The following is a 17,618-nucleotide window of genomic DNA, read 5'->3' as shown; positions in this document are numbered from 1 at the left end:
ATGGCGTCGACGATTTCGGTCGAGTTCTGCGGTGAGTGGTACCGCGCCGAGGAGGGGGAGGAGCTGACGATCGGCCGCGAGGCCGATCTCACCGTCGATGAGGACAATCCGTTCCTGCACCGCCGGTTCCTCACCATCGTCCAGGTCGAATCGATGTGGTGGCTGGCCAACATCGGGTCCCGGCTGTCGGCGACGATCACCGACGGCTCCGGGTCCATGCAGGCCTGGCTGGCGCCGGGGGCCCGCATCCCGCTGGTCTTCGACGAGACGAAGGTCGTCTTCACGGCGGGGCCGACCACCTATGACTTCTCCGTCCACGCCGAATCCCCCGAGTTCGCCCGGACGGCGGGCCCGGACGACCCGGCAGGGGAGACGACCGTCGGCGCGGTGCAGCTCACCCCGAGCCAGAAGCTGCTGATCCTCGCCCTGGCCGAAGGGATGCTGACCCGGGAGGGCTCGGGCATGAGCTCGGTGCCGACGTCGGCTCAGGCCTCCCAGCGACTGGGCTGGCAGATGACGAAGTTCAACCGCAAGCTGGACAACGTCTGCGACAAGCTCGACCGCCTCGGGGTGCGGGGGCTGCGCGGAGGCCCCGGCAAGCTGGCCAGCAACCGGCGCGCTCGCCTCGTCGAACATGCCGTCTTCTCCCGCCTGGTCACCACCGACGATCTGCCGCTGCTGGACCAGGCCCCGGAGGAGGCCGGTCAGGAGGAGGACTGACCCGTGCGGCCCGGACGGCGAGGGCTCATGGCGCCGGGGGCTGACCGGCACGGACTGATCGACCGGCCGATCCGGACCGGTGCGAGGACACACGATGATGGAGCGGACCGTCCGATCAGGACGGCCCGGGAGGACGGGCGAGGAGCCCGCCAGGGGGAGGACGACGGATGCGCATCAAGCTCACGCTGCGCAGGCCCGAGGACCGGCTGACGGATCTCGAGGTCACGGCCGACGCCACGGCGTCCGTGGCCGATGTGGCCAATGCGCTGTACCTGGCCGATCCGCTGCGCGACGACGTCGACCCCCCGGAGGGCCTGACCCTGCAGGTCCAGGACCCCGGCGCCGGGCCGGGGGCCAACGGTCTGCGGTCCCTGGAGCGTGAGATCGACCTGATCCAGGCCGGCCTGCGCTCCGGCAGCGTCGTCTCGATCGCGCGCTCATCCCAGGAGTACGCCACCCGCTCCGAATCCCGCGGGGCGGCGGTCGCCCTGATGAGAGTGCTCTCCGGACCCGAAGCGGGGCGCGAGTTCCCCCTGCCCAGCGGCTCGAGCGTCGTCGGCCGCGAAGGCGACCTCGACATCCGCATCTCCGACCCGATGCTCTCGAAGCGCCACGCCCGCATCAACGTCGGCGAGTCGATCGAGATCGTCGACCTGGAATCCTCCAACGGCGTCGTGATCGGCGGTGAGCAGGTCCAGCGCGCCGTGATCGGTCCCGCCGACACGGTCCTGATCGGCCAGACCACGTTCTCGGTGATCGCCCTGCACCGGTTGGGCGGCACCGCGCCGAGCTCCCCGGTGGTGGAGTTCAACCGCTCCCCGCGCGTGGTGCCCCGCTTCCCGTATCGGCCGCTGAAGTCCCCGACGCCGCCGAAGGAACCGAATCCGCAGTTCTTCCCGATCTTCATGATGTTCGCCCCGCTCCTCATGGGCGGGCTCATGTTCTCGATCACCCGGAGTCCCTTCTCGCTCATGTTCGTGTTCATGATGCCGATGATGGCCACCGCCGGGTACCTCAACCGCAAGTTCCAGCAGAAGAAGCAGCTCGAGCAGCAGATCAAGAACTTCGAGGACGGACTGGCCTCCCTGAAGCGGCGGGTCACCGCGGCCCAGGACCTCGAGCGGGCGGTGCGACTGGTCGAGACGCCCTCGGCGGCCGACACGGTCGATGCCGCATTCCGGCTGGGCCGTCTGCTGTGGACGCACCGCCCCGAGCACAGCGCCTTCGCCACGGTGCGCCTCGGCCTCGGCGTGGCGGAATCCCGCGTGGGCATCGAGATGCCGGCGGAGAACGATGCGATCCCCATGTACTACGACATGCTCGACGACATGCATGAGGAGTACAAGATGATCGCGGGGGTGCCGATCTCCGCTCAGCTGCGCTACGCCGGGAACATCGGCGTCGCCGGGGGCGGTCAGGAGGCCGACGGGGTGGCCCGCGGCCTCGTCACCCAGATGTTCTCCCTGCACTCGCCGGCGGAGATGGCGATCGCCGGGATCACCTCGCGCTCCAGCCGCGGCATGTGGGAGTGGCTGAAGTGGCTGCCGCACACCTCGAGCCCGCACTCCCCGCTGCCCGGCGATCATCTGGCCGACACCCCCGGCCGCTGCACCTCCCTGCTCGCCCGGATCGAGGAGCTGATCTCCCAGCGCTCCGAGGACGCCCCGGCGGCGCTGCGCACCCCGATGACCACGGACATCACCGCGGAGCCGGAGATCCCGCCGGAGCCGATCACGCCGAACCTCGTGGTGGTGATCGAGGACGACGCCCCCGTCGACCGTGCCCGCCTGGTGCGCATCGCCGAGCGCGGTCCCGACGTCGGCGTGCACGTGATCTGGTGCGCCTCCAACATCGCGGCGCTGCCCGCCGCCTGCCGCACCTACGTCGCCGTGGAGGAGGCCGTGGAAGGCGCCAGCGCCGGACACGTGCGCCTGGGGGAGCGGTTCTACCCGGTGGCCGTGGAGACCGTCTCCGTCGAGGTGGCCGCGGGCGTCGCCCGCCACCTCTCCCCGGTGGTCGACGCGGGCGTGCCGATCGACGACGACTCGGACCTGCCCCGCGCGATCTCCTATCTCAAGCTCGGCGGCATGGCGATGGCCGAGGACCCCGGTTACATCATCGAGCGGTGGAAGGAGAACAACTCCCTGACCCCGCGGGACGGGTCGGAGCCGCAGCGGCTCAAGCACGACGCGAACCTGCGCGGCCTGATCGGCCACAACGGTCAGGACGCCTACCACCTCGACCTGCGCACCAACGGACCGCACGCTCTGGTGGGCGGCACCACCGGTGCCGGCAAGTCGGAGTTCCTGCAGGCCTGGGTGATGGGTATGGCCACCGCTCACAGCCCGGACCGGGTGACCTTCCTGTTCGTGGACTACAAGGGTGGTGCGGCCTTCGCCGACGCGATCGAGCTGCCCCATGCCGTGGGCCTGGTCACCGACCTCTCCCAGCACCTGGTGCGCCGCGCCCTGACCTCGCTGCGCGCCGAGCTGCAGTACCGCGAGCACCTGCTGAACCGGAAGAAGGCCAAGGACCTGGTGTCGCTGGAGCGCACGGGCGATCCCGAGACGCCGCCCAGCCTGATCATCATCGTGGACGAGTTCGCGGCGCTGGCCAAGGAGATCCCCGAATTCGTCGACGGCGTCGTCGACGTCGCCGCCCGTGGACGCTCGCTGGGGCTGCACCTGATCCTGGCCACCCAGCGCCCCGCCGGGGTCATCAAGGACAACCTGCGCGCCAACACCAACCTGCGCATCGCGCTGCGGATGGCCGACGAGGCCGATTCCAAGGACATCCTCGGGGACAAGATGGCCGCCCACTTCGACCCGAGCATCCCCGGCCGTGCCGCGGCCAAGACCGGCCCGGGTCGGATCGCGACCTTCCAGACCGGGTACGCGGGCGGCTGGACCACCGATGAGCCCGAGCGGGCGCGCATCGACATCGTCGAGAAGGATTTCGGCACCGGGGAGCAGTGGGACATCCCCGCCCCTGTCACCAAGGAGGTCGCGGACCCGGGACCCAATGACATCTCCCGCGTGGTCCACACCGTCATCGGCGCGGCCGAGCAGGCCGGGGTCCCCGTCCCGCGCAAACCCTGGTTGTCCGAACTCGCCGACGCCTACGACCTGTCGCGGCTGCCCACCCGGCGCACCGATGAAGAGCTGCTCATGGGCGTCATGGATGTCCCGGAGGATCAGGCCCAGCCGACCGTCTCCTATTACCCGGACCGGGACGGCAACATGGCCATCTACGGCACCGGCGGCTCCGGGAAGTCGACCACGCTGCGCACGATCGCGATCTCCGCGGCCTCGACGGTGCGCGGCGGCCCGGTCCACGTCTACGGCCTGGACTTCGGTGCCTCGGGCCTGACGATGCTCGAGGAGCTGCCGCACGTCGGCTCGATCGTCGGCGGCGACGACGAGGAGCGCGTGATCCGCCTGCTGCGCACCCTGCGCGCGATGATCGACGACCGGGCCCGGGACTTCGCCGAGGTCCGGGCCGGGTCGGTGGCCGAGTACCGAGAGCTCTCCGGCTCCCCGGACGTGCCGCGCATCCTGCTGCTGGTCGACGGGATGGCGGCCTTCCGCGAGGCCTACGACTACTCCAACCTCTCCAAGTGGTTCACGGCCTTCGTGCAGATCGCGACCGACGGCCGCCAGGTGGGCGTGCACGTGATCGTCACCGGTGATCGCCCCAGCGCGATCCCCACCTCGTTGGGATCCTCGATCCAGCGTCGACTCATCCACCGCATGTCCAACATCGATGATTACGCCGGGTTCGGCGAGCCCAAGGACGTGCTGGACGGCAGCTCGCCGGCCGGGCGCGCCATCCTGGCCGGACACGAGATGCAGGTGGCCGTCCACGGCGGTGACGCGAACGTGGCCATCCAGTCCCGGGAGGTCTCCAAGCTCGCCCGGGCCATGCGCCGGGCCGGGGTGCCCGAAGCCCCGGAGATCCGGCGCCTGCCCGAACGGGTGGAGTTCTCCCAGCTGCGAGGCGTGGTCGACGGTCGCCCCGTGCTGGGACTGGCCGACGAGACCCTCGCCGAGATCGCCTATGAGCCGCGCGGGGCGTTCATGGTCTCCGGTCCGATGGGATCGGGGCGCACCACCGCGATGCTGACCATCGCCTCGGGCCTGAAGGCGATGGAGACCCCGATGCGCCTGGTGCGGTTCTCCTCGCGCCGTACACCGTTGACCGGGCTGCCGGTCTGGGACGTGGAAGGATCGGACCCGGAGACCGTCCGCGAGCTCGCGGCGCAGCTGCGCCGGACCATCGAGTCCGGCGCGGTCGGCGAGGGGCGCCTGGCCCTGTTCATCGACGGGGTCGCCGACTTCACCGGCAGCGGCGTCGAGAACGACCTCGACAAGCTGATCCGGGCCTGCACCCGGGAGGGGCAGTTCGTCGTCGGCGAGAACGAGTCCGCGTCGTGGTCGCAGGCGTACGTGCTCGCCCAGCCGTTCAAGGCCGGCCGGCGCGGACTGCTGCTCCAGCCCGGGGACATGGACGGCGACTCGCTGCTGGGGACCAGCTTGGGGAGGATCCGTCGCGCGGACTTCCCCGCAGGCCGTGGATTCCTCATCCATAGCGGACGCGCCATGAAACTGCAGGTCGCACAGATCACCGGCTGATCGCTTCCGGTCGCGCCGGCGTGCTCACCCCGCGCCTGCGCCTCCTGCTGACCTCGCCGGCAGGCCCTGTGCGGCGAGTTATCCCCATGGGGACTCCTCCCCATGGTCCGGCCCGCCCATCCGCTCTACAGTGTGGATGTCGAACACGACGGAGGGGCCGGGGCACTCAACGGGCGCGGTCGCGAGACACCAGGAAGGGGAATCCACCGTGAACGCCACGAAGGGTATGAACGTCGAAGAGGTCCGTCGGATGTCGGGCCAGCTGCGCGAGGCCGCCGACGAGATCACGCGGATCGAGCAGGAGCTCACCTCGGGACTGGAGGGGGTCGACTGGACCGGGCCCGACGCGGACCGCTTCCGCGGCCAGTGGTCCGGGGAGATGGTTCCCGCGCTGCAGCAGATCATGAACTCCGTCAACGAGCTGGGGGAGACGGCGGACCGCAATGCCGCCGAGCAGGACGCGGCCTCGACGACCTGAGGAGACCGCCACGCGTCGAGGAGCCGGCCGGCTCCCGCGAACGCGCATGGGAACCCGAACGGATATCCGTTCGGGTTTTCGCCGTTCCTGGTAGCTTTGTCGCCGTCACCCGTGGACGGAATGGAGAATTCACATGGCCCAGCGCATCTCGTACCCGAGTGCGGACTTTCCCGGTCCGCCGCGGGTCGCCGTCGAGGTCCCGGACGACTGGGAGACGCTGACGGTCCCCGGGGTCCAGCTGGCCGTCGCCCAGCCTCGGACCGACGGGCAGTTCCGCGCGAACGTCGTCGTGACCGTGCAGCGCTTCGGACCCGACTTCACCCTCGAGGCGGCCCGGACGGGCCTCGAGCAGCGCAAGGCGGCGCTTCCCGAGCTCGAGGAGCTCGGCACCGGCGAGATCGAGATCGAGGGGGCCTCCTGGATCGCCAGCGAGTACGGCTACACCCAGCCCGGCCGGCCCACCGTGGTGCAGGCCGCCCGGTACACGGTCCTGGACCGCGCAGGAGTGGCGGTGGACGTGCTGGAGATCGTCGGCAGCTGCGGGGCGGAGTCTGCCGAGGACGAGATCGAGGTGGTCCGCACCATCCAGGACTCGGTGAGCATCGACCTGAGCTGACCGAGGCACGCTGCGGGGCGGACGGGGCCGCGCAGGGAGCACGGGATGGGGAGCTCGGCACGGGGAGTTCTCCCCATCGACCGCCGCGGGGACCGCGCTTAGTGTGGGGTCATCACCTGGAGGGATGGGGATGTGGAAGCGGCCGGTGGTCGTGGAGTTCGGCTCTGATGGGTGGGGATGATGACAACCACGACATGGAGGACACCATGAAGAAGGGTATGAACCCGGAGGCCGTCGAGCAGATGGGTACTCGGATCACCGAGGCCGGTGAGCAGGCTCGTCAGATCTACACGCAGGTGCAGGGGCGGGTGTCGGAGCTGGATTGGACCGGTGAGGACCGTGATCAGTTCGTGAGCGAGTTCGAGAGTGAGCTCGGTCAGATGATCGATCAGTTGGTGCAGCGGACCACGGAGCTCTCGGATAGTGCGTCGCGGAATGCGAATGCTCAGCGTGAGGCGTCTGCCTGAGTTCCGGCGGGTACTTTCTTCTTTTTTGCTTGTTGTTCTGATGTGTTTGTGAGGGGTTTGTGATGGCTTTCAAGGGTATGAATCCGGAGGACGGTCGTGAGGTCGCGAGTGCGGTCGGCGATGCGGGGTCGCAGGTGCTCGATGCGATCGACAGCGTGTCGAGCGTGGTGACCTCGGTCGAGTGGATCGGTCCGGACTATGACGCGTATCTGGATGAGTGGAACTCGTTCGTGTCCGGTCCGGTGACGAATCTGGTCGATGCGTTCCAGCGTCGTTCGGAGCTGCTGAACCAGCATGCTGAGGAGCAGGACACGACCTCGAATCAGCAGTGATCGCCTGAGCTGGCGAGTGGAAGGCCCCGTTCCCCGATGGTGGGGGACGGGGCCTTCGCCGTGCGCGAGGGCCTTCGCCGTACGCGGGGGCCTTCGCCATGACCCGGGGCCGGCCCCCTCCCGGACCATGCCCGCGCAGGGGCGACCGGGTGGGGAGTTCCCTGTTGTCCACAACCGCTGTGAAGCAGAAAATTCGCGGTGACCTGGGCGGAGAGCATGAAACCGGGGTGGGGAGGACGATGGGGAGTTGTCCCCATGGTCAGGCCGGGACGGTCCGTCTAGTGTGGGGTCATCACCTGGAGGGATGGGGATGTGGAAGCGGCCGGTGGTCGTGGAGTTCGGCTCTGATGGGTGGGGATGATGACAACCACGACATGGAGGACACCATGAAGAAGGGTATGAACCCGGAGGCCGTCGAGCAGATGGGTACTCGGATCACCGAGGCCGGTGAGCAGGCTCGTCAGATCTACACGCAGGTGCAGGGGCGGGTGTCGGAGCTGGATTGGACCGGTGAGGACCGTGATCAGTTCGTGAGCGAGTTCGAGAGTGAGCTCGGTCAGATGATCGATCAGTTGGTGCAGCGGACCACGGAGCTCTCGGATAGTGCGTCGCGGAATGCGAATGCTCAGCGTGAGGCGTCTGCCTGAGTTCCGGCGGGTACTTTCTTCTTTTTTGCTTGTTGTTCTGATGTGTTTGTGAGGGGTTTGTGATGGCTTTCAAGGGTATGAATCCGGAGGACGGTCGTGAGGTCGCGAGTGCGGTCGGCGATGCGGGGTCGCAGGTGCTCGATGCGATCGACAGCGTGTCGAGCGTGGTGACCTCGGTCGAGTGGATCGGTCCGGACTATGATGCGTATCTGGATGAGTGGAATTCGTTCGTGTCCGGTCCGGTGACGAATCTGGTCGATGCGTTCCAGCGTCGTTCGGAGCTGCTGAACCAGCATGCTGAGGAGCAGGACACGACCTCGAATCAGCAGTGATCGCCTGAGCTGGCGAGTGGAAGGCCCCGTTCCCCGATGGTGGGGGACGGGGCCTTCGCCGTGCGCGAGGGCCTTCGCCGCGACCCGGTGCCTTCGCCCTGCCCCGGCCTTGGCCACGTACCGGGCCGGCGCCGCGCCGCGTCCGGGCCGCGCCCGTGCCGCGGACCGGGCGGCTCCTCGTCAGCGGTAGTTCGTGAACTGTTCCGGGGGTTCTGCGCGATCCCGCAAAGTACGGAGAATCCGCGTTGACCTGCGTTGACTCCACGGTGGTCTACTGAGGCTCGACGTGCTCCGCGGGACCTCCTGCGGACTTTCTGCGGACTGCGACCTCACCTGATCCGGGGAGCGATCACGCCACCAGCTCGGGCACTCGCAGCGGGTACAGCCCGCCCTGTCGGTACGTGCTGCCCAGGGCGATGAACCTCGACTTGGAGTAGACCTCGAGGCCGTGTTGCTTGCGCCCCGGACCCTCGGGCATGAGCCCCCAGACGTGAAGGCCCGTGCCGGAGAGGGACAGCTCTACCCACGCATCGGGGTTCACGGCCAGGGCGTGCTGCGCGAGCTCGGAGATGCTGCCGTCCGGGCTCACGCAGTGATCCAGGTCGAGGCAGGCGAAGCCGGCGCCCAGCATGAACCCGATCCCGTCGCCGAGCTTCGACGCGCGAACGTCCCGGTACGTGCTCCACGTCCCCGGCCTGGTCGACGCTGCCGACGACCCCATCGGAGTGAACGGGCGCTTGCCGACACGGCGCGTCCACCGGTCCGCGAACCTCAGCTCGGCCGGGATCGCGGTCCGCTGCCGCTGCGCGTACACGCGGCACTTCGCCTGACAGAACCGGGCGTCGCGCCGCGCCGTCACGGCCAGTCGGCCGCCGCACTGTTCGCATGTCCTGGGCATGGCACCAGCCTACCTCAGTGTTACGGATAAAACCATGTGACCTGCACAGTCAGATATGGCGCTCTCGATACACCAACGCATCCAGACGAAACACCAGGTCAGAGGGTCGGGGAGGGAATCCCGACTATGCAGGATGTGTGGAGCGGGGACTGGGGGAGGGGCATCAGGGGTGGGGTTGGGCGCTGAGATCGCGGCCGTAGACAGAGGAACGGCCCGGAACATCTGGTCGGATGCTCCGGGCCGTTCGGTGTGATCAGGCTGCGGTCACGTCGATGCGTGCGAGCCGTCCGGGGTAGGGGAAGGCGATGCCGACGCGGGCGGTGGCGCGGATCGCGATCCGGTCGGAGGTGAAGTACGGCCCGTCCGAGATGGCGATCTCGACGTCCTCACGCAGAGCCGTGTAGACCGCGCTGTTGTCGATCACCCACAGCTGTCCTGCCGTGATGCCTGCGTGTCGAATGACGGGAACACCGTCGAGCGTGTCGAGCGTGTCGAGCAGGCCACGACTGGAGCTGTCGGACTCCTTCACCTTCCGCAGCGCGAGGGCATCGGCCGGGTTGACCAGCACGACGGTGGCGCTGCCGCCGGCGGACTCGACAGCGGCGCGCGCCTCGTAGATCGGGTCGAGGTCGGTCAGCGGTCCGGACTCGATGACGTTGATCCCGTCGGTGAGGCTGGCGAGGCCGCTGGGCGCGGGCGCTGCCAGGTCTCCGGTGAACGCAGCGTCGATCTGGTCGCGGATGGCGCGGGCGAGGGATCGGCCGACGATATCCATCGCGCCGGGGTTGCTGTCATTGGCGAGCTCGCGGGAGGTGGGGACCAAGCCGGCGACCTTGGTGGGGATCACGGTGATCTCGTCGAGGGTGGGCTCGCTGGTGGCGATCTCCTGGCCCTCTTCGACCCACTGGGCGGCGGCGTCGGAGACGACGCGGGGGATGCGAAGGACGCCGTGCTCGGCGAGGCGGGTGGTGGTGGCGACCTGGGGGCGGAAGGCGAGGGCCTCGGCCTCGAGGGGGTCGGTGATCAGTGCGCCGTACTCCGGAGGAAGGATGGAGTCGACGCCGAGGGAAGTGGTCATGAAGCTCATGATGGGGTGCCTTTCAGGCAGGGGTATGAGTTGGTCTACCGCTGGCCCGCCTGGGGCTGTTGCGGGACACCCTGCCTGGGGCGTCGTCCGGGAGGTGGAGGGTCGGGTCGCCGCGCCTGGCGTGCGACCCGACCTCACCGTCCTGCAGTTAGTCTACCTGGTCCTGGTCAGTTGGCGCGGTTGCCGCGGGCGGCGTCGGCCCAGGAGACGGGCTGGCCGGTGTCAGCACCGCCGGTGCCGGCGTTGGGCTTGTAGGCCGCGCCGGTGGGGCGCCAGATGACGCCGCGGCGCTTGCCCTGGTCCTTGACTCGCTTCACGGCGTCGGGGTCGACGGTCCAGTCCTCGCGCAGCACATCGTCGGTCGAGACCTCGTGGTAGCGCAGCGCGGCGAGCTGCGTGGCACCGAGGGCGTCCTCGAGGTGCCGGGTCCTCAGCTGGTCGATGGTCGCCTGCGCGGTGGCGAGCTCGGTCGAGAGCTGGTCCCGCTCGGTCTCGGTCTCGCGCAGCTTGACCCGGTACCGGGCGGCTTCCTTGTTCGGCGACTCCTGGGTCTCCTCGGTGGCCTCCTGGTCGGTCTCCGGTGCCTCGGCGGCGTCCTGGGCGTCCTCGGGGGTCTCGTGGTCCTGGGCGGCGTCCTGCGGGTTCTGGGTGGTGTTGGTGCTCATTGGTCAGTCCTCCATGATGTATCGGTCAATGATCTTTTCGAGGGCCTCGATCTTGCCGAGGTTCGTCTGGGCGTGGCGCTTCCACATGTCGCGCTCGCGGCAGGCCTTGTCGTACTCGTCGGCCTTGACGGCGCGGGTGGAGCGCTTCCCTCTCGCGAGCAGAACGTTCACCTGCTCCTGGTTGAACAGGCGGTTGCCGTCCTCGTCGTGGTATTCCGGTCCGTCGATCATTTCGTCTCCTCCTCTTCGATGTGTGCAGCACGGTGGTGGATACCGCCGTGCGCGAAGGTGACCATCAGCTGCTGCCCGTCGGTGGCGACGGTGCCGAGCGCAGCGGCGAAGGCCTCCTCGGTGACTGTCGCGGGGCGTACTCCTCTCCCTAGTTCGTGGTCGGCGGCAGCTCGGGACGCGTCGGCCTCGTAGAGTGCGCAGCGCGGCGCGTGCTCGAATGTCAGGCCGTACAAATGGATGCCGGCGCATTCGGGGCAGGCGGGAATCGGATTGCCATCCTCGTCGGTGAACACGAGTTTCGTGGTCTCCCCGTCCGCGTTCGTGACCCATTGCGGATTAGCGCGGTCGTGGGGGTAGGTCCAGGACTGGTCGTCGGTCATTGGTTGTTCTCCTTGTCGTGGCGATCGAACGCTGCGAGCAGCTCGGGCAAATCGCGCTTGAAGTCGGGTGTCAGGGCACCGAACATCGCCAATCCTTTGAGTGCTTGACGGTCGGCCCACCTCGGTGCATGCATGGCGCGGACAAGCTTCTGCAGTTTGGTGTTGAATCCGGAACGCGCATCGATCGCGAACGAATGGTGATTCCAGCCGCGGTCCTCGAAATGAACGTCGGCGAGCGTTTCGAATCTGACTGGTCGATATCCGGCCTCCTCTCCGGCCTCCCGCAGCGCAGCGTCCTGGTACGTCTCGTGTCGGCCACGGGCGCCGCCGGGTGCTTCCCAGCGGGGCATACTGAGGCTCCGGACGATCAGGAACTTCCCGTCGTTGCGGATGAGCGCCGACGCGGCCCCCTCGCGTCCCCACCGCTCCGTCTCCGGGTGGTACGCGTCGACACTGGGGGTTGGTGCCGGCCTGGCGGTCACGCCGGGCGGTTCGTACAGGGTGGGGATCCGCTCGACGGTGAGGGCCGGGTAGCGGGCCGCAACCGCATCGGCCACGGAGTCTGGGATCTCGACGTGACTCCACGTCCGCGGAATGTAGACCGTCCCGGTGAGGCGGTAGTTGGTAATCCGGATCGTGCCGGGATGTTCAGCTTCGACGGTGGAGCGGGCGGCGGCGATTCCGTGGCCTTCAACCGAGACGAGAGCGATCGCCGCAAAGCCGTCCTTGCCGTAGGCGATCGGGTCGTCGAGGTTCCACATCTCGGACTCTTGGCGCATGTAATCACGCAGAGTGCCCAGCGTGTTACAGATGCGGTAGCCGCAGACGCAGGCCGGGTCGTGGTGGATCGCGACAAGCTGCTTCGGGGTCCGGGGCCTGTTCCACATGGACAGCTGCGAACGTTCGAGCTCCCATCCCCCGCAGAGAGCAAGGGGTGCTTCAAGCGTGTCGGGGTCGGCGTTCCTGATCATCCCGTCCGCGGTGATCGGCTGATACCGCCAACCGGGGACAGGAGTCGCAGGGGCGGCGAAGTCGCCATATTCGAGGCTGTCGAAGAGCTCGGCAACGGGCACGTCAATCTCTCTGCGCATCACGGTCATCGGGGCTCCTCGGAGGTGGGGTGGATCGTCACGATGTCTGCTCCTGCTCGTCGGCTCGGTCGTGGAGGGCGTCGGCGATGTCGCGGAGCTGCCAGGCCGGGATGATGATCTGGGATCGCCTGTCCGAGAGCGTCATGCAGAGCTCGACGGTCCCGGTCTCGTCGTAGTGCCAGCGCCACGGACGGACGGCGACTGTGCGGGGGCCGGGGGTCATGCGGCATCGCCTCCATGGCCGAAACCTGCGTCGAATAATTGGGGTCCGAGGTGCTGTTCTCCCTCTTCCCCGTCGACCCCCCTGCTAGAAGTGACAGAAGCGACAGATTCAGGGCGTGACCTGCGAGGATGGCTCTGTCGGTTCTCTGTCGGTCTGTCACTTGAAGTGACAGACGGGGGAGAAGTGACAGAGATGTGACTGGACTGTTCTCCCTGGTCATCTTGCAAATCTGTCGCTTCTGTCGCTTGAGGCGAGGGGGTAGGGGGGATAGGGGCAATGGAGGGGGTCAAGTAGCGATCGAAGGCGTCCTCGAAGTTGCTGATCCAGTACCCGCGCCCACTGCCGCTGGGCATCCTCGTCGGTCTGATCCCGAACTCCTTGAGCGTCATCGCGAGGCGCCGCGGCTTGAGATCCTCGTCCGCCCATCGCGACTCGTCCTTCCCCCTGAGGAGCTCGACCAGACTGCTGGAGCCAATGCGGTCCCCGTGATGGAGCTCGAGCACCTCCTTGGTGTCCCTCAGCAGCTCGATGCCGGTGGACTCGTCCTCGTCGTCGGCCTCGGCCCCGGTGTGGTGCCGAGCAGCGTCACGCGCCCGATCTGGCCAAGAGCCGCCGGCGATGTCCGCCACCGTGATGAGCGGCTCCCAGAGATCCGCAGCCCGGTCGTCGACCGGTACGTCGATAGGAGTGTGGGCAGTGATCTCGTCAGCGTGCTCGATGGCCCACTCGGTGGCCGCAGCAGCGAGATCGAGCAGTCCTGGCTCGTCGGTGCGAAGCCGGTAGGAGTCGACGGTCTCGGAGGCCTTACGGCGCCGGAGCCGGATGTTCACCGCTCTGTCGACCACTGTGTCGGGAAGGTGGCCGATCGCCGCGATACAGACCGGAGAGAAGGTGTAGTAGGCCGTCACGATGTTGGACGGTCCTTCGCATCGCATCGTGGGAAATCCACGCCTGAATCCGGCATTGATGAATCCGCGAAGCGCTTCTGCGGTTTCGCTGGAGGCATTCTTGCCGTAGATCGTGTCGGCCTCGTCGGCGAAGACCGTGAGGGTCCCGCCGTCGTTGGGGATCGATCGGTACAGCGCCGCTGGGGTGACCGAGGCCGTCATCATCGGGTTGTGCGTCAGCGCCGCGGCGATCTCCATGGTGCGGGACTTCCCGGAGCGCTTCTCAGCGCTCGTCAGCACCAAGCGAGGGGCGTAATCGAAGGACGCGGCCGCGTGGGTGTACAAGCTCCAGAGGGCGAGGGCCTCGTAGTCCTGGGGTGCCTGCTGGATGGTGAAGCGACGGAAGGTCTGCTCGAGCTCGTCGAGGATCTCGTGGCCGGGGCGGCTCATGCGCTCACCGCCTGACGGACGAGCCGGACACCGGGTCTCGTGGCGAGGCGCCGTGCCGTGAACTCGTCACGCGGGGCGACCTCGGTACGCAGCCTGAGAGCCGCGGCCTGTAGCTGCTGGGCGAGACCATCGAGAGCATCAGCAAGGTCGGGCGCTGCCGCGATCGACGCTCCTGCAGGGTCGAGACCGGAGTGTCCGAACCATGGCCCGTCGGGCTGGTAGATCTCGCGCACCTGCTCGGCGCGGTCGGTGATCTCAAGGAGCGACCGCAGTCCGCTGCGAAAGATCAGCGTCGGTGCCTGCCAGGTGCCGAGGTCGCCCATGCCGCCGTCGATCAGGTCGTGCAAGAGCCGCTCGAACTCGACCTCGTGCCGCTGACGGATAACGCCGTGCTCGACGGCAACCGAGGTAATACTCGCCGGGGTCTTCCGCCGTCCCGCGCGGATCGTCCGGTCGACGGCCCGCACGACAGTTTCGAGGGCCACAGACTCGAAGTCGCTGCCGCGCAGCGCCGCGATCGTCTCAGTGGTGAGATCGGGCGCAGCGCCCAGAACACCCGCGGCGACGACGCGCTCGGTGTAGTCGAGTCCTTCGGGGTCGAGGCGGGCGGGAAGGTTGAAGCTGGGGATGGGGGTCATCGGTCCTCCCTTCGGGATGGAGAGGGGGCGGAACCTCTACTGGGTGCCGCCCCCTCGGGGTCAGTTGTCGATGTCGTCGGCGATGCGATGGAGCAGATCTCCGAGTCGCCGATGGTCGTCCGCGGTGCGGGGATAGCTGAGGACTCCCGTGTAATCACCGGCTCGGGGACGGGTGACCGAGATGTCTGGGCCGAGGATCCCGAAGCTCCCCGGCTGATCGGAGGGGCCGACTCGCAGACCGGCCCTGCTGGAGAAGATCGCTTGCATATGGGCGCGCCAGTTGATCGTGCGCATCAGCGGGCCTCGCGCATCTTCGCGGCGACCTTCGCGGGCGACATGCACTCGGCCTCGGCCACGCCGTCGATGTAATCCTCGACGATGGCCATCACGTCGCCCGAACCCATGTCGTGGTCCTGCGCCCAGCGGAAGATGTCGGTCACGGTGCCGGCGGCGAGCTCGGAGACTGGGACGTTGACGGGCATCTTGCGTGCCACCGCGACGTGCTCCTCGATCTCCTCGGCATCGGCCGATCCGAGGTCGGGCGCGGACGCGTCCAACAGGGCGGAGGCAAGCTTGCGGGCCTCCTCTGGCGCGAGGGCGATCCCGAACGTGGTGCGGGTCTCGCCGAACTCGTTGCGCGAGGAGAAGGTGATCTCCGCGTTCTCGTCGCGGGGGTCGACGTCGATCACCGCGAACTCGTCAAGCTGGATGCGGGTCGGGACGGCCGCGGATACGATGGTGCTGTTCATCTTGATCTCCTTGATCGGGGTGGATTCCAGGCCCTCAGCGCGGCATCCGGCAAGATCGGCGCTGGGGGTCTTTTCGTTGGTCGTGGTGGTCATGCGGACTCCTTCTCGAACTGCTCGTTGACCCAGTTCTCGATGTCCGACTCGCGGAACATGCGACGGCCGCCGATCTTGGCCGAGCGCGGTGCCTGGCCGGTGTAGATCAGCCACTCCATCTGCCGAGCGGTCTTGCCGAGCAGCTCCCCTGCCTGGGGGATGGTCAGCAGCTTGATGTTCACGGTGTCCTCCTCTCTCACTCCTGTGGTGCCTCTTCGACACCCTGTGAGTGTTAGTGAAGCACGGGCACGGCTGGGGTGTCAACAGGACACTCCCGCGGTGTACAGTCTGGGCATGGAAGACAACACCAGGGACCACCTTGCGGATGTCCGAAAGAACGTGACGCGCTACCGGAAAGAACGCGAGCTGAGTCAGGCCGAGCTCGCTGAGCTGGTGACCTTGGAGGGGTTCAAGTTCTTCCCGCAGACCGTGCAGAAGATCGAGAACGGCACGCGCACGATCCGTCTCGATGAAGGAATGGCCATCGCTAAAGCTCTAGGCCTAGCTATGAGCGACTTGCTGCGCCCGGTAGATTCTCCGGTAGTGGAACTAGAGCGCGCATACCGCATGGCGCTCCATGGACGCGAGTCCGGTCATAACGGCATTCTGGACTGGTTGGACGGTATCGCTGAGCTCAAAAACATCACGTCGCTTTTAGGCGCGGAAGACCTCGACATTGCTGAGGATGACGTGAACGCGTGGACGTTCCTCGTGAAAGAGACGCAACGTCTCTTAGGAGAGAGTGTCCAGGATCTTCAGCGAGGAGCGATGAGGCAGATGAAGCGAGAGCGGGAGGAGCGCCAGAAGGCCGACGGCGAGGAGCCGGAGCTGGTGACGGACAGTGCCGATCTGCGGGAGAAGTTCGGCATCGGGAGGGACGGCCGTGGCGTCGATCCGGAAACGTCCTGACGGCCGCTGGCGCGCCCGGTACCGCGATGACGCGGGGAAGGAGCGCGCGCGGCACTTCAGGCGGAAGGTCGACGGGCAGGATTGGCTGGACGACGTTACGGCGTCGAAGAAGACGGGTCAGTACGTCGACCCCAGCGCCGGCAAGGCGACCTTCTCTGCCTGGTACCCGTCGTGGGCTGATCGTCAGGTGTGGGCCCGCGGCACCCGGGAGTCAGCGGACCAGGCCGTCGAGTCGGTGTCGTTCGGCTCGGTGCCGCTGGCGAAGCTCCGGCGCTCGCACGTCGAAGAATGGGTGAAGGAGTCCTCTGGGCGGCTCGCCCCGTCGACGGTGCGCACCCGGTTCAACTATGTGTCGATGGTGCTGCGCGGCGCGGTCCGCGACAGGGAGATCCCCGTCGACCCCTCGGAGGGTGTGAAGCTACCTCGGAGGCGCCGGGCCGAGCAGACCATGGTGATCCCGACCGTCGAGCAGGTCCGTGCCGCCCTCGATGCCGCGCCGAAGGAGTACCGCGCGCTGGTCGCGGTCTGCGCCTTCGCAGGACTGCGCCTGGGGGAGGCGGCGGGCCTGCAGATCGGTGATGTCGACTTCCTGCGGCGGACGCTGCGCGTGGATCGGCAGGTGCAGGGCGACAACGTGGAGTCGACGCGGCTGGAGTCGCCGAAGGCCGGCTCGGAGCGGACCATCGCGATCCCGAAGGAGCTGGCCGACATTCTGGCGCGGCACATCTCGGAGATCGGCACGATCCGCGACGAGAGCTACTTCTTCTTCCGCGGGGGAGACCTGCTGAACCGCAACTCTGCCGGCCACATCTGGCGCGAGATCCGCAAGGCCGCGAAGCTCCCGGCGACCTACACCTTGCACACGCTCCGGCACTTCTATGCGTCGGCGCTGATCTCCTCGGGCTGCGACGTGGTGACGGTGCAGAGGGCGCTGGGGCACTCCCAGCCGTCCATCACGCTGAACACGTACAGCCACCTCTGGCCGGACGCAGAGGACCGCACCAGAGACGCGGCGGCGACCCTGATGCGGTCCGTTCTCGATGCTCCTGCGGACTCTCTGCGGACTATAGGCCAGGTTTGACCTGCTGAGCAGG

Annotated in this window: 22 protein-coding genes; 10 read left to right on the top strand and 12 right to left on the bottom strand. The window is 67.7% G+C overall.

Annotation, left to right across the window (positions count from 1 at the left end; all coding sequences use genetic code 11):
• The 8 genes from JOF44_RS06000 (at position 1) to JOF44_RS05965 (ending at position 8,223) form a co-directional block, all read left to right on the top strand.
• Positions 1–720, top strand: coding sequence for an FHA domain-containing protein (locus JOF44_RS06000; RefSeq protein WP_209888571.1), 720 nt, complete (start codon positions 1–3; stop codon positions 718–720).
• Between the two features lie 167 nt (positions 721–887).
• Positions 888–5,351, top strand: a complete 4,464-nt coding sequence (locus tag JOF44_RS05995; protein WP_209888569.1) for a type VII secretion EssC family protein — start codon at positions 888–890, stop codon at positions 5,349–5,351.
• A gap of 208 nt (positions 5,352–5,559) precedes the next feature.
• Positions 5,560–5,829 carry a WXG100 family type VII secretion target gene (locus tag JOF44_RS05990; RefSeq protein WP_342591682.1) on the top strand — a complete coding sequence of 90 codons (270 nt, stop codon included), beginning with the start codon at positions 5,560–5,562 and terminating at the stop codon, positions 5,827–5,829.
• A 133-nt stretch (positions 5,830–5,962) separates the two neighbouring features.
• Positions 5,963–6,445 carry a hypothetical protein gene (locus JOF44_RS05985; protein ID WP_209888566.1) on the top strand — a complete coding sequence of 161 codons (483 nt, stop codon included), beginning with the start codon at positions 5,963–5,965 and terminating at the stop codon, positions 6,443–6,445.
• 167 nt (positions 6,446–6,612) lie between these two features.
• Positions 6,613–6,912 (top strand): WXG100 family type VII secretion target, encoded by a 300-nt coding sequence (locus JOF44_RS05980; RefSeq protein ID WP_209888560.1) that lies wholly within the window; start codon positions 6,613–6,615, stop codon positions 6,910–6,912.
• Between the two features lie 77 nt (positions 6,913–6,989).
• Positions 6,990–7,244, top strand: a complete 255-nt coding sequence (locus JOF44_RS05975) for a hypothetical protein (RefSeq protein WP_209888563.1) — start codon at positions 6,990–6,992, stop codon at positions 7,242–7,244.
• Between the two features lie 347 nt (positions 7,245–7,591).
• Positions 7,592–7,891 carry a WXG100 family type VII secretion target gene (locus JOF44_RS05970; RefSeq protein WP_209888560.1) on the top strand — a complete coding sequence of 100 codons (300 nt, stop codon included), beginning with the start codon at positions 7,592–7,594 and terminating at the stop codon, positions 7,889–7,891.
• A 62-nt stretch (positions 7,892–7,953) separates the two neighbouring features.
• On the top strand, positions 7,954–8,223 hold the full coding sequence (locus JOF44_RS05965; RefSeq protein ID WP_245348868.1) for a hypothetical protein: 270 nt from the start codon (positions 7,954–7,956) through the stop codon (positions 8,221–8,223).
• 349 nt (positions 8,224–8,572) lie between these two features.
• On the opposite strand, the gene JOF44_RS05960 is transcribed toward JOF44_RS05965, so the two are convergent.
• The 12 genes from JOF44_RS05960 to JOF44_RS05905 form a co-directional block, all read right to left on the bottom strand.
• The gene (locus JOF44_RS05960; protein ID WP_209888556.1) at positions 8,573–9,121 is read right to left on the bottom strand and encodes a bifunctional DNA primase/polymerase; all 549 of its coding nucleotides are present in this window, start codon (positions 9,119–9,121) and stop codon (positions 8,573–8,575) included.
• Positions 9,122–9,374: 253 nt separating this feature from the next.
• A complete protein-coding gene (locus tag JOF44_RS05955; protein WP_209888553.1) occupies positions 9,375–10,199 on the bottom strand; it encodes a phage major capsid protein in 825 nt (274 codons plus the stop codon).
• 176 nt (positions 10,200–10,375) lie between these two features.
• On the bottom strand, positions 10,376–10,873 hold the full coding sequence (locus tag JOF44_RS05950) for a hypothetical protein (RefSeq protein ID WP_209888550.1): 498 nt from the start codon (positions 10,871–10,873) through the stop codon (positions 10,376–10,378).
• A gap of 3 nt (positions 10,874–10,876) precedes the next feature.
• The gene (locus JOF44_RS05945; RefSeq protein WP_209888547.1) at positions 10,877–11,104 is read right to left on the bottom strand and encodes a hypothetical protein; all 228 of its coding nucleotides are present in this window, start codon (positions 11,102–11,104) and stop codon (positions 10,877–10,879) included.
• Positions 11,101–11,484: a hypothetical protein gene (locus tag JOF44_RS05940; RefSeq protein ID WP_209888544.1), complete on the bottom strand. Its 384-nt coding sequence runs from the start codon at positions 11,482–11,484 to the stop codon at positions 11,101–11,103. The genes JOF44_RS05945 and JOF44_RS05940 overlap by 4 nt, the downstream gene beginning before the upstream one ends.
• Entirely contained in the window at positions 11,481–12,584 is a 1,104-nt protein-coding gene (locus JOF44_RS05935) for an NUDIX hydrolase (protein ID WP_209888541.1), read from the bottom strand. The genes JOF44_RS05940 and JOF44_RS05935 overlap by 4 nt, the downstream gene beginning before the upstream one ends.
• Before the next feature lie 28 nt (positions 12,585–12,612).
• On the bottom strand, positions 12,613–12,798 hold the full coding sequence (locus JOF44_RS05930) for a hypothetical protein (RefSeq protein WP_209888538.1): 186 nt from the start codon (positions 12,796–12,798) through the stop codon (positions 12,613–12,615).
• Entirely contained in the window at positions 12,795–14,135 is a 1,341-nt protein-coding gene (locus JOF44_RS05925; protein ID WP_209888535.1) for a DUF3631 domain-containing protein, read from the bottom strand. Before JOF44_RS05925 ends, JOF44_RS05930 begins: the two co-directional genes overlap by 4 nt.
• A complete protein-coding gene (locus JOF44_RS05920; protein ID WP_209888533.1) occupies positions 14,132–14,773 on the bottom strand; it encodes a hypothetical protein in 642 nt (213 codons plus the stop codon). Before JOF44_RS05920 ends, JOF44_RS05925 begins: the two co-directional genes overlap by 4 nt.
• Positions 14,774–14,833: 60 nt before the next feature.
• Positions 14,834–15,067 carry a hypothetical protein gene (locus JOF44_RS05915; RefSeq protein WP_209888531.1) on the bottom strand — a complete coding sequence of 78 codons (234 nt, stop codon included), beginning with the start codon at positions 15,065–15,067 and terminating at the stop codon, positions 14,834–14,836.
• Positions 15,067–15,615: a hypothetical protein gene (locus JOF44_RS05910; protein WP_209888529.1), complete on the bottom strand. Its 549-nt coding sequence runs from the start codon at positions 15,613–15,615 to the stop codon at positions 15,067–15,069. The genes JOF44_RS05915 and JOF44_RS05910 overlap by 1 nt, the downstream gene beginning before the upstream one ends.
• The gene (locus JOF44_RS05905) at positions 15,612–15,797 is read right to left on the bottom strand and encodes a helix-turn-helix transcriptional regulator (protein WP_342591681.1); all 186 of its coding nucleotides are present in this window, start codon (positions 15,795–15,797) and stop codon (positions 15,612–15,614) included. The genes JOF44_RS05910 and JOF44_RS05905 overlap by 4 nt, the downstream gene beginning before the upstream one ends.
• 112 nt (positions 15,798–15,909) lie before the next feature.
• On the opposite strand from JOF44_RS05905, the gene JOF44_RS05900 reads away from it, so the two are divergent.
• Positions 15,910–16,524 (top strand): helix-turn-helix transcriptional regulator, encoded by a 615-nt coding sequence (locus JOF44_RS05900; protein ID WP_209888525.1) that lies wholly within the window; start codon positions 15,910–15,912, stop codon positions 16,522–16,524.
• Positions 16,499–17,605, top strand: coding sequence for a tyrosine-type recombinase/integrase (locus tag JOF44_RS21095; RefSeq protein WP_342591680.1), 1,107 nt, complete (start codon positions 16,499–16,501; stop codon positions 17,603–17,605). The genes JOF44_RS05900 and JOF44_RS21095 overlap by 26 nt, the downstream gene beginning before the upstream one ends.
• Positions 17,606–17,618: the final 13 nt, after the last annotated feature.

The sequence above is a fragment of the Brachybacterium fresconis genome, assembly GCF_017876515.1.
GTDB lineage: Bacteria > Actinomycetota > Actinomycetes > Actinomycetales > Dermabacteraceae > Brachybacterium > Brachybacterium fresconis.
Note: the sequence above shows the minus strand (reverse complement) of the source record. Positions and strands in the feature narration are given on the sequence as shown.

Bases quoted from the DNA above. Each gene is read 5' to 3' on its own strand.
- JOF44_RS05915 (WP_209888531.1), bottom strand. From the start codon at position 15,067: ATGCGCACGATCAACTGGCGCGCCCATATGCAAGCGATCTTCTCCAGC.
- JOF44_RS05995 (WP_209888569.1), top strand. From the start codon at position 888: ATGCGCATCAAGCTCACGCTGCGCAGGCCCGAGGACCGGCTGACGGAT.
- JOF44_RS05920 (WP_209888533.1), bottom strand. From the start codon at position 14,773: ATGACCCCCATCCCCAGCTTCAACCTTCCCGCCCGCCTCGACCCCGAA.
- JOF44_RS05970 (WP_209888560.1), top strand. From the start codon at position 7,592: ATGGGTGGGGATGATGACAACCACGACATGGAGGACACCATGAAGAAG.
- JOF44_RS05980 (WP_209888560.1), top strand. From the start codon at position 6,613: ATGGGTGGGGATGATGACAACCACGACATGGAGGACACCATGAAGAAG.
- JOF44_RS05960 (WP_209888556.1), bottom strand. From the start codon at position 9,121: ATGCCCAGGACATGCGAACAGTGCGGCGGCCGACTGGCCGTGACGGCG.
- JOF44_RS05975 (WP_209888563.1), top strand. From the start codon at position 6,990: ATGAATCCGGAGGACGGTCGTGAGGTCGCGAGTGCGGTCGGCGATGCG.
- JOF44_RS05925 (WP_209888535.1), bottom strand. From the start codon at position 14,135: ATGAGCCGCCCCGGCCACGAGATCCTCGACGAGCTCGAGCAGACCTTC.
- JOF44_RS05985 (WP_209888566.1), top strand. From the start codon at position 5,963: ATGGCCCAGCGCATCTCGTACCCGAGTGCGGACTTTCCCGGTCCGCCG.
- JOF44_RS05910 (WP_209888529.1), bottom strand. From the start codon at position 15,615: ATGACCACCACGACCAACGAAAAGACCCCCAGCGCCGATCTTGCCGGA.
- JOF44_RS05955 (WP_209888553.1), bottom strand. From the start codon at position 10,199: ATGACCACTTCCCTCGGCGTCGACTCCATCCTTCCTCCGGAGTACGGC.
- JOF44_RS05940 (WP_209888544.1), bottom strand. From the start codon at position 11,484: ATGACCGACGACCAGTCCTGGACCTACCCCCACGACCGCGCTAATCCG.
- JOF44_RS05900 (WP_209888525.1), top strand. From the start codon at position 15,910: ATGGAAGACAACACCAGGGACCACCTTGCGGATGTCCGAAAGAACGTG.
- JOF44_RS05950 (WP_209888550.1), bottom strand. From the start codon at position 10,873: ATGAGCACCAACACCACCCAGAACCCGCAGGACGCCGCCCAGGACCAC.
- JOF44_RS06000 (WP_209888571.1), top strand. From the start codon at position 1: ATGGCGTCGACGATTTCGGTCGAGTTCTGCGGTGAGTGGTACCGCGCC.
- JOF44_RS05965 (WP_245348868.1), top strand. From the start codon at position 7,954: ATGGCTTTCAAGGGTATGAATCCGGAGGACGGTCGTGAGGTCGCGAGT.
- JOF44_RS05945 (WP_209888547.1), bottom strand. From the start codon at position 11,104: ATGATCGACGGACCGGAATACCACGACGAGGACGGCAACCGCCTGTTC.
- JOF44_RS05935 (WP_209888541.1), bottom strand. From the start codon at position 12,584: ATGACCGTGATGCGCAGAGAGATTGACGTGCCCGTTGCCGAGCTCTTC.
- JOF44_RS05930 (WP_209888538.1), bottom strand. From the start codon at position 12,798: ATGACCCCCGGCCCCCGCACAGTCGCCGTCCGTCCGTGGCGCTGGCAC.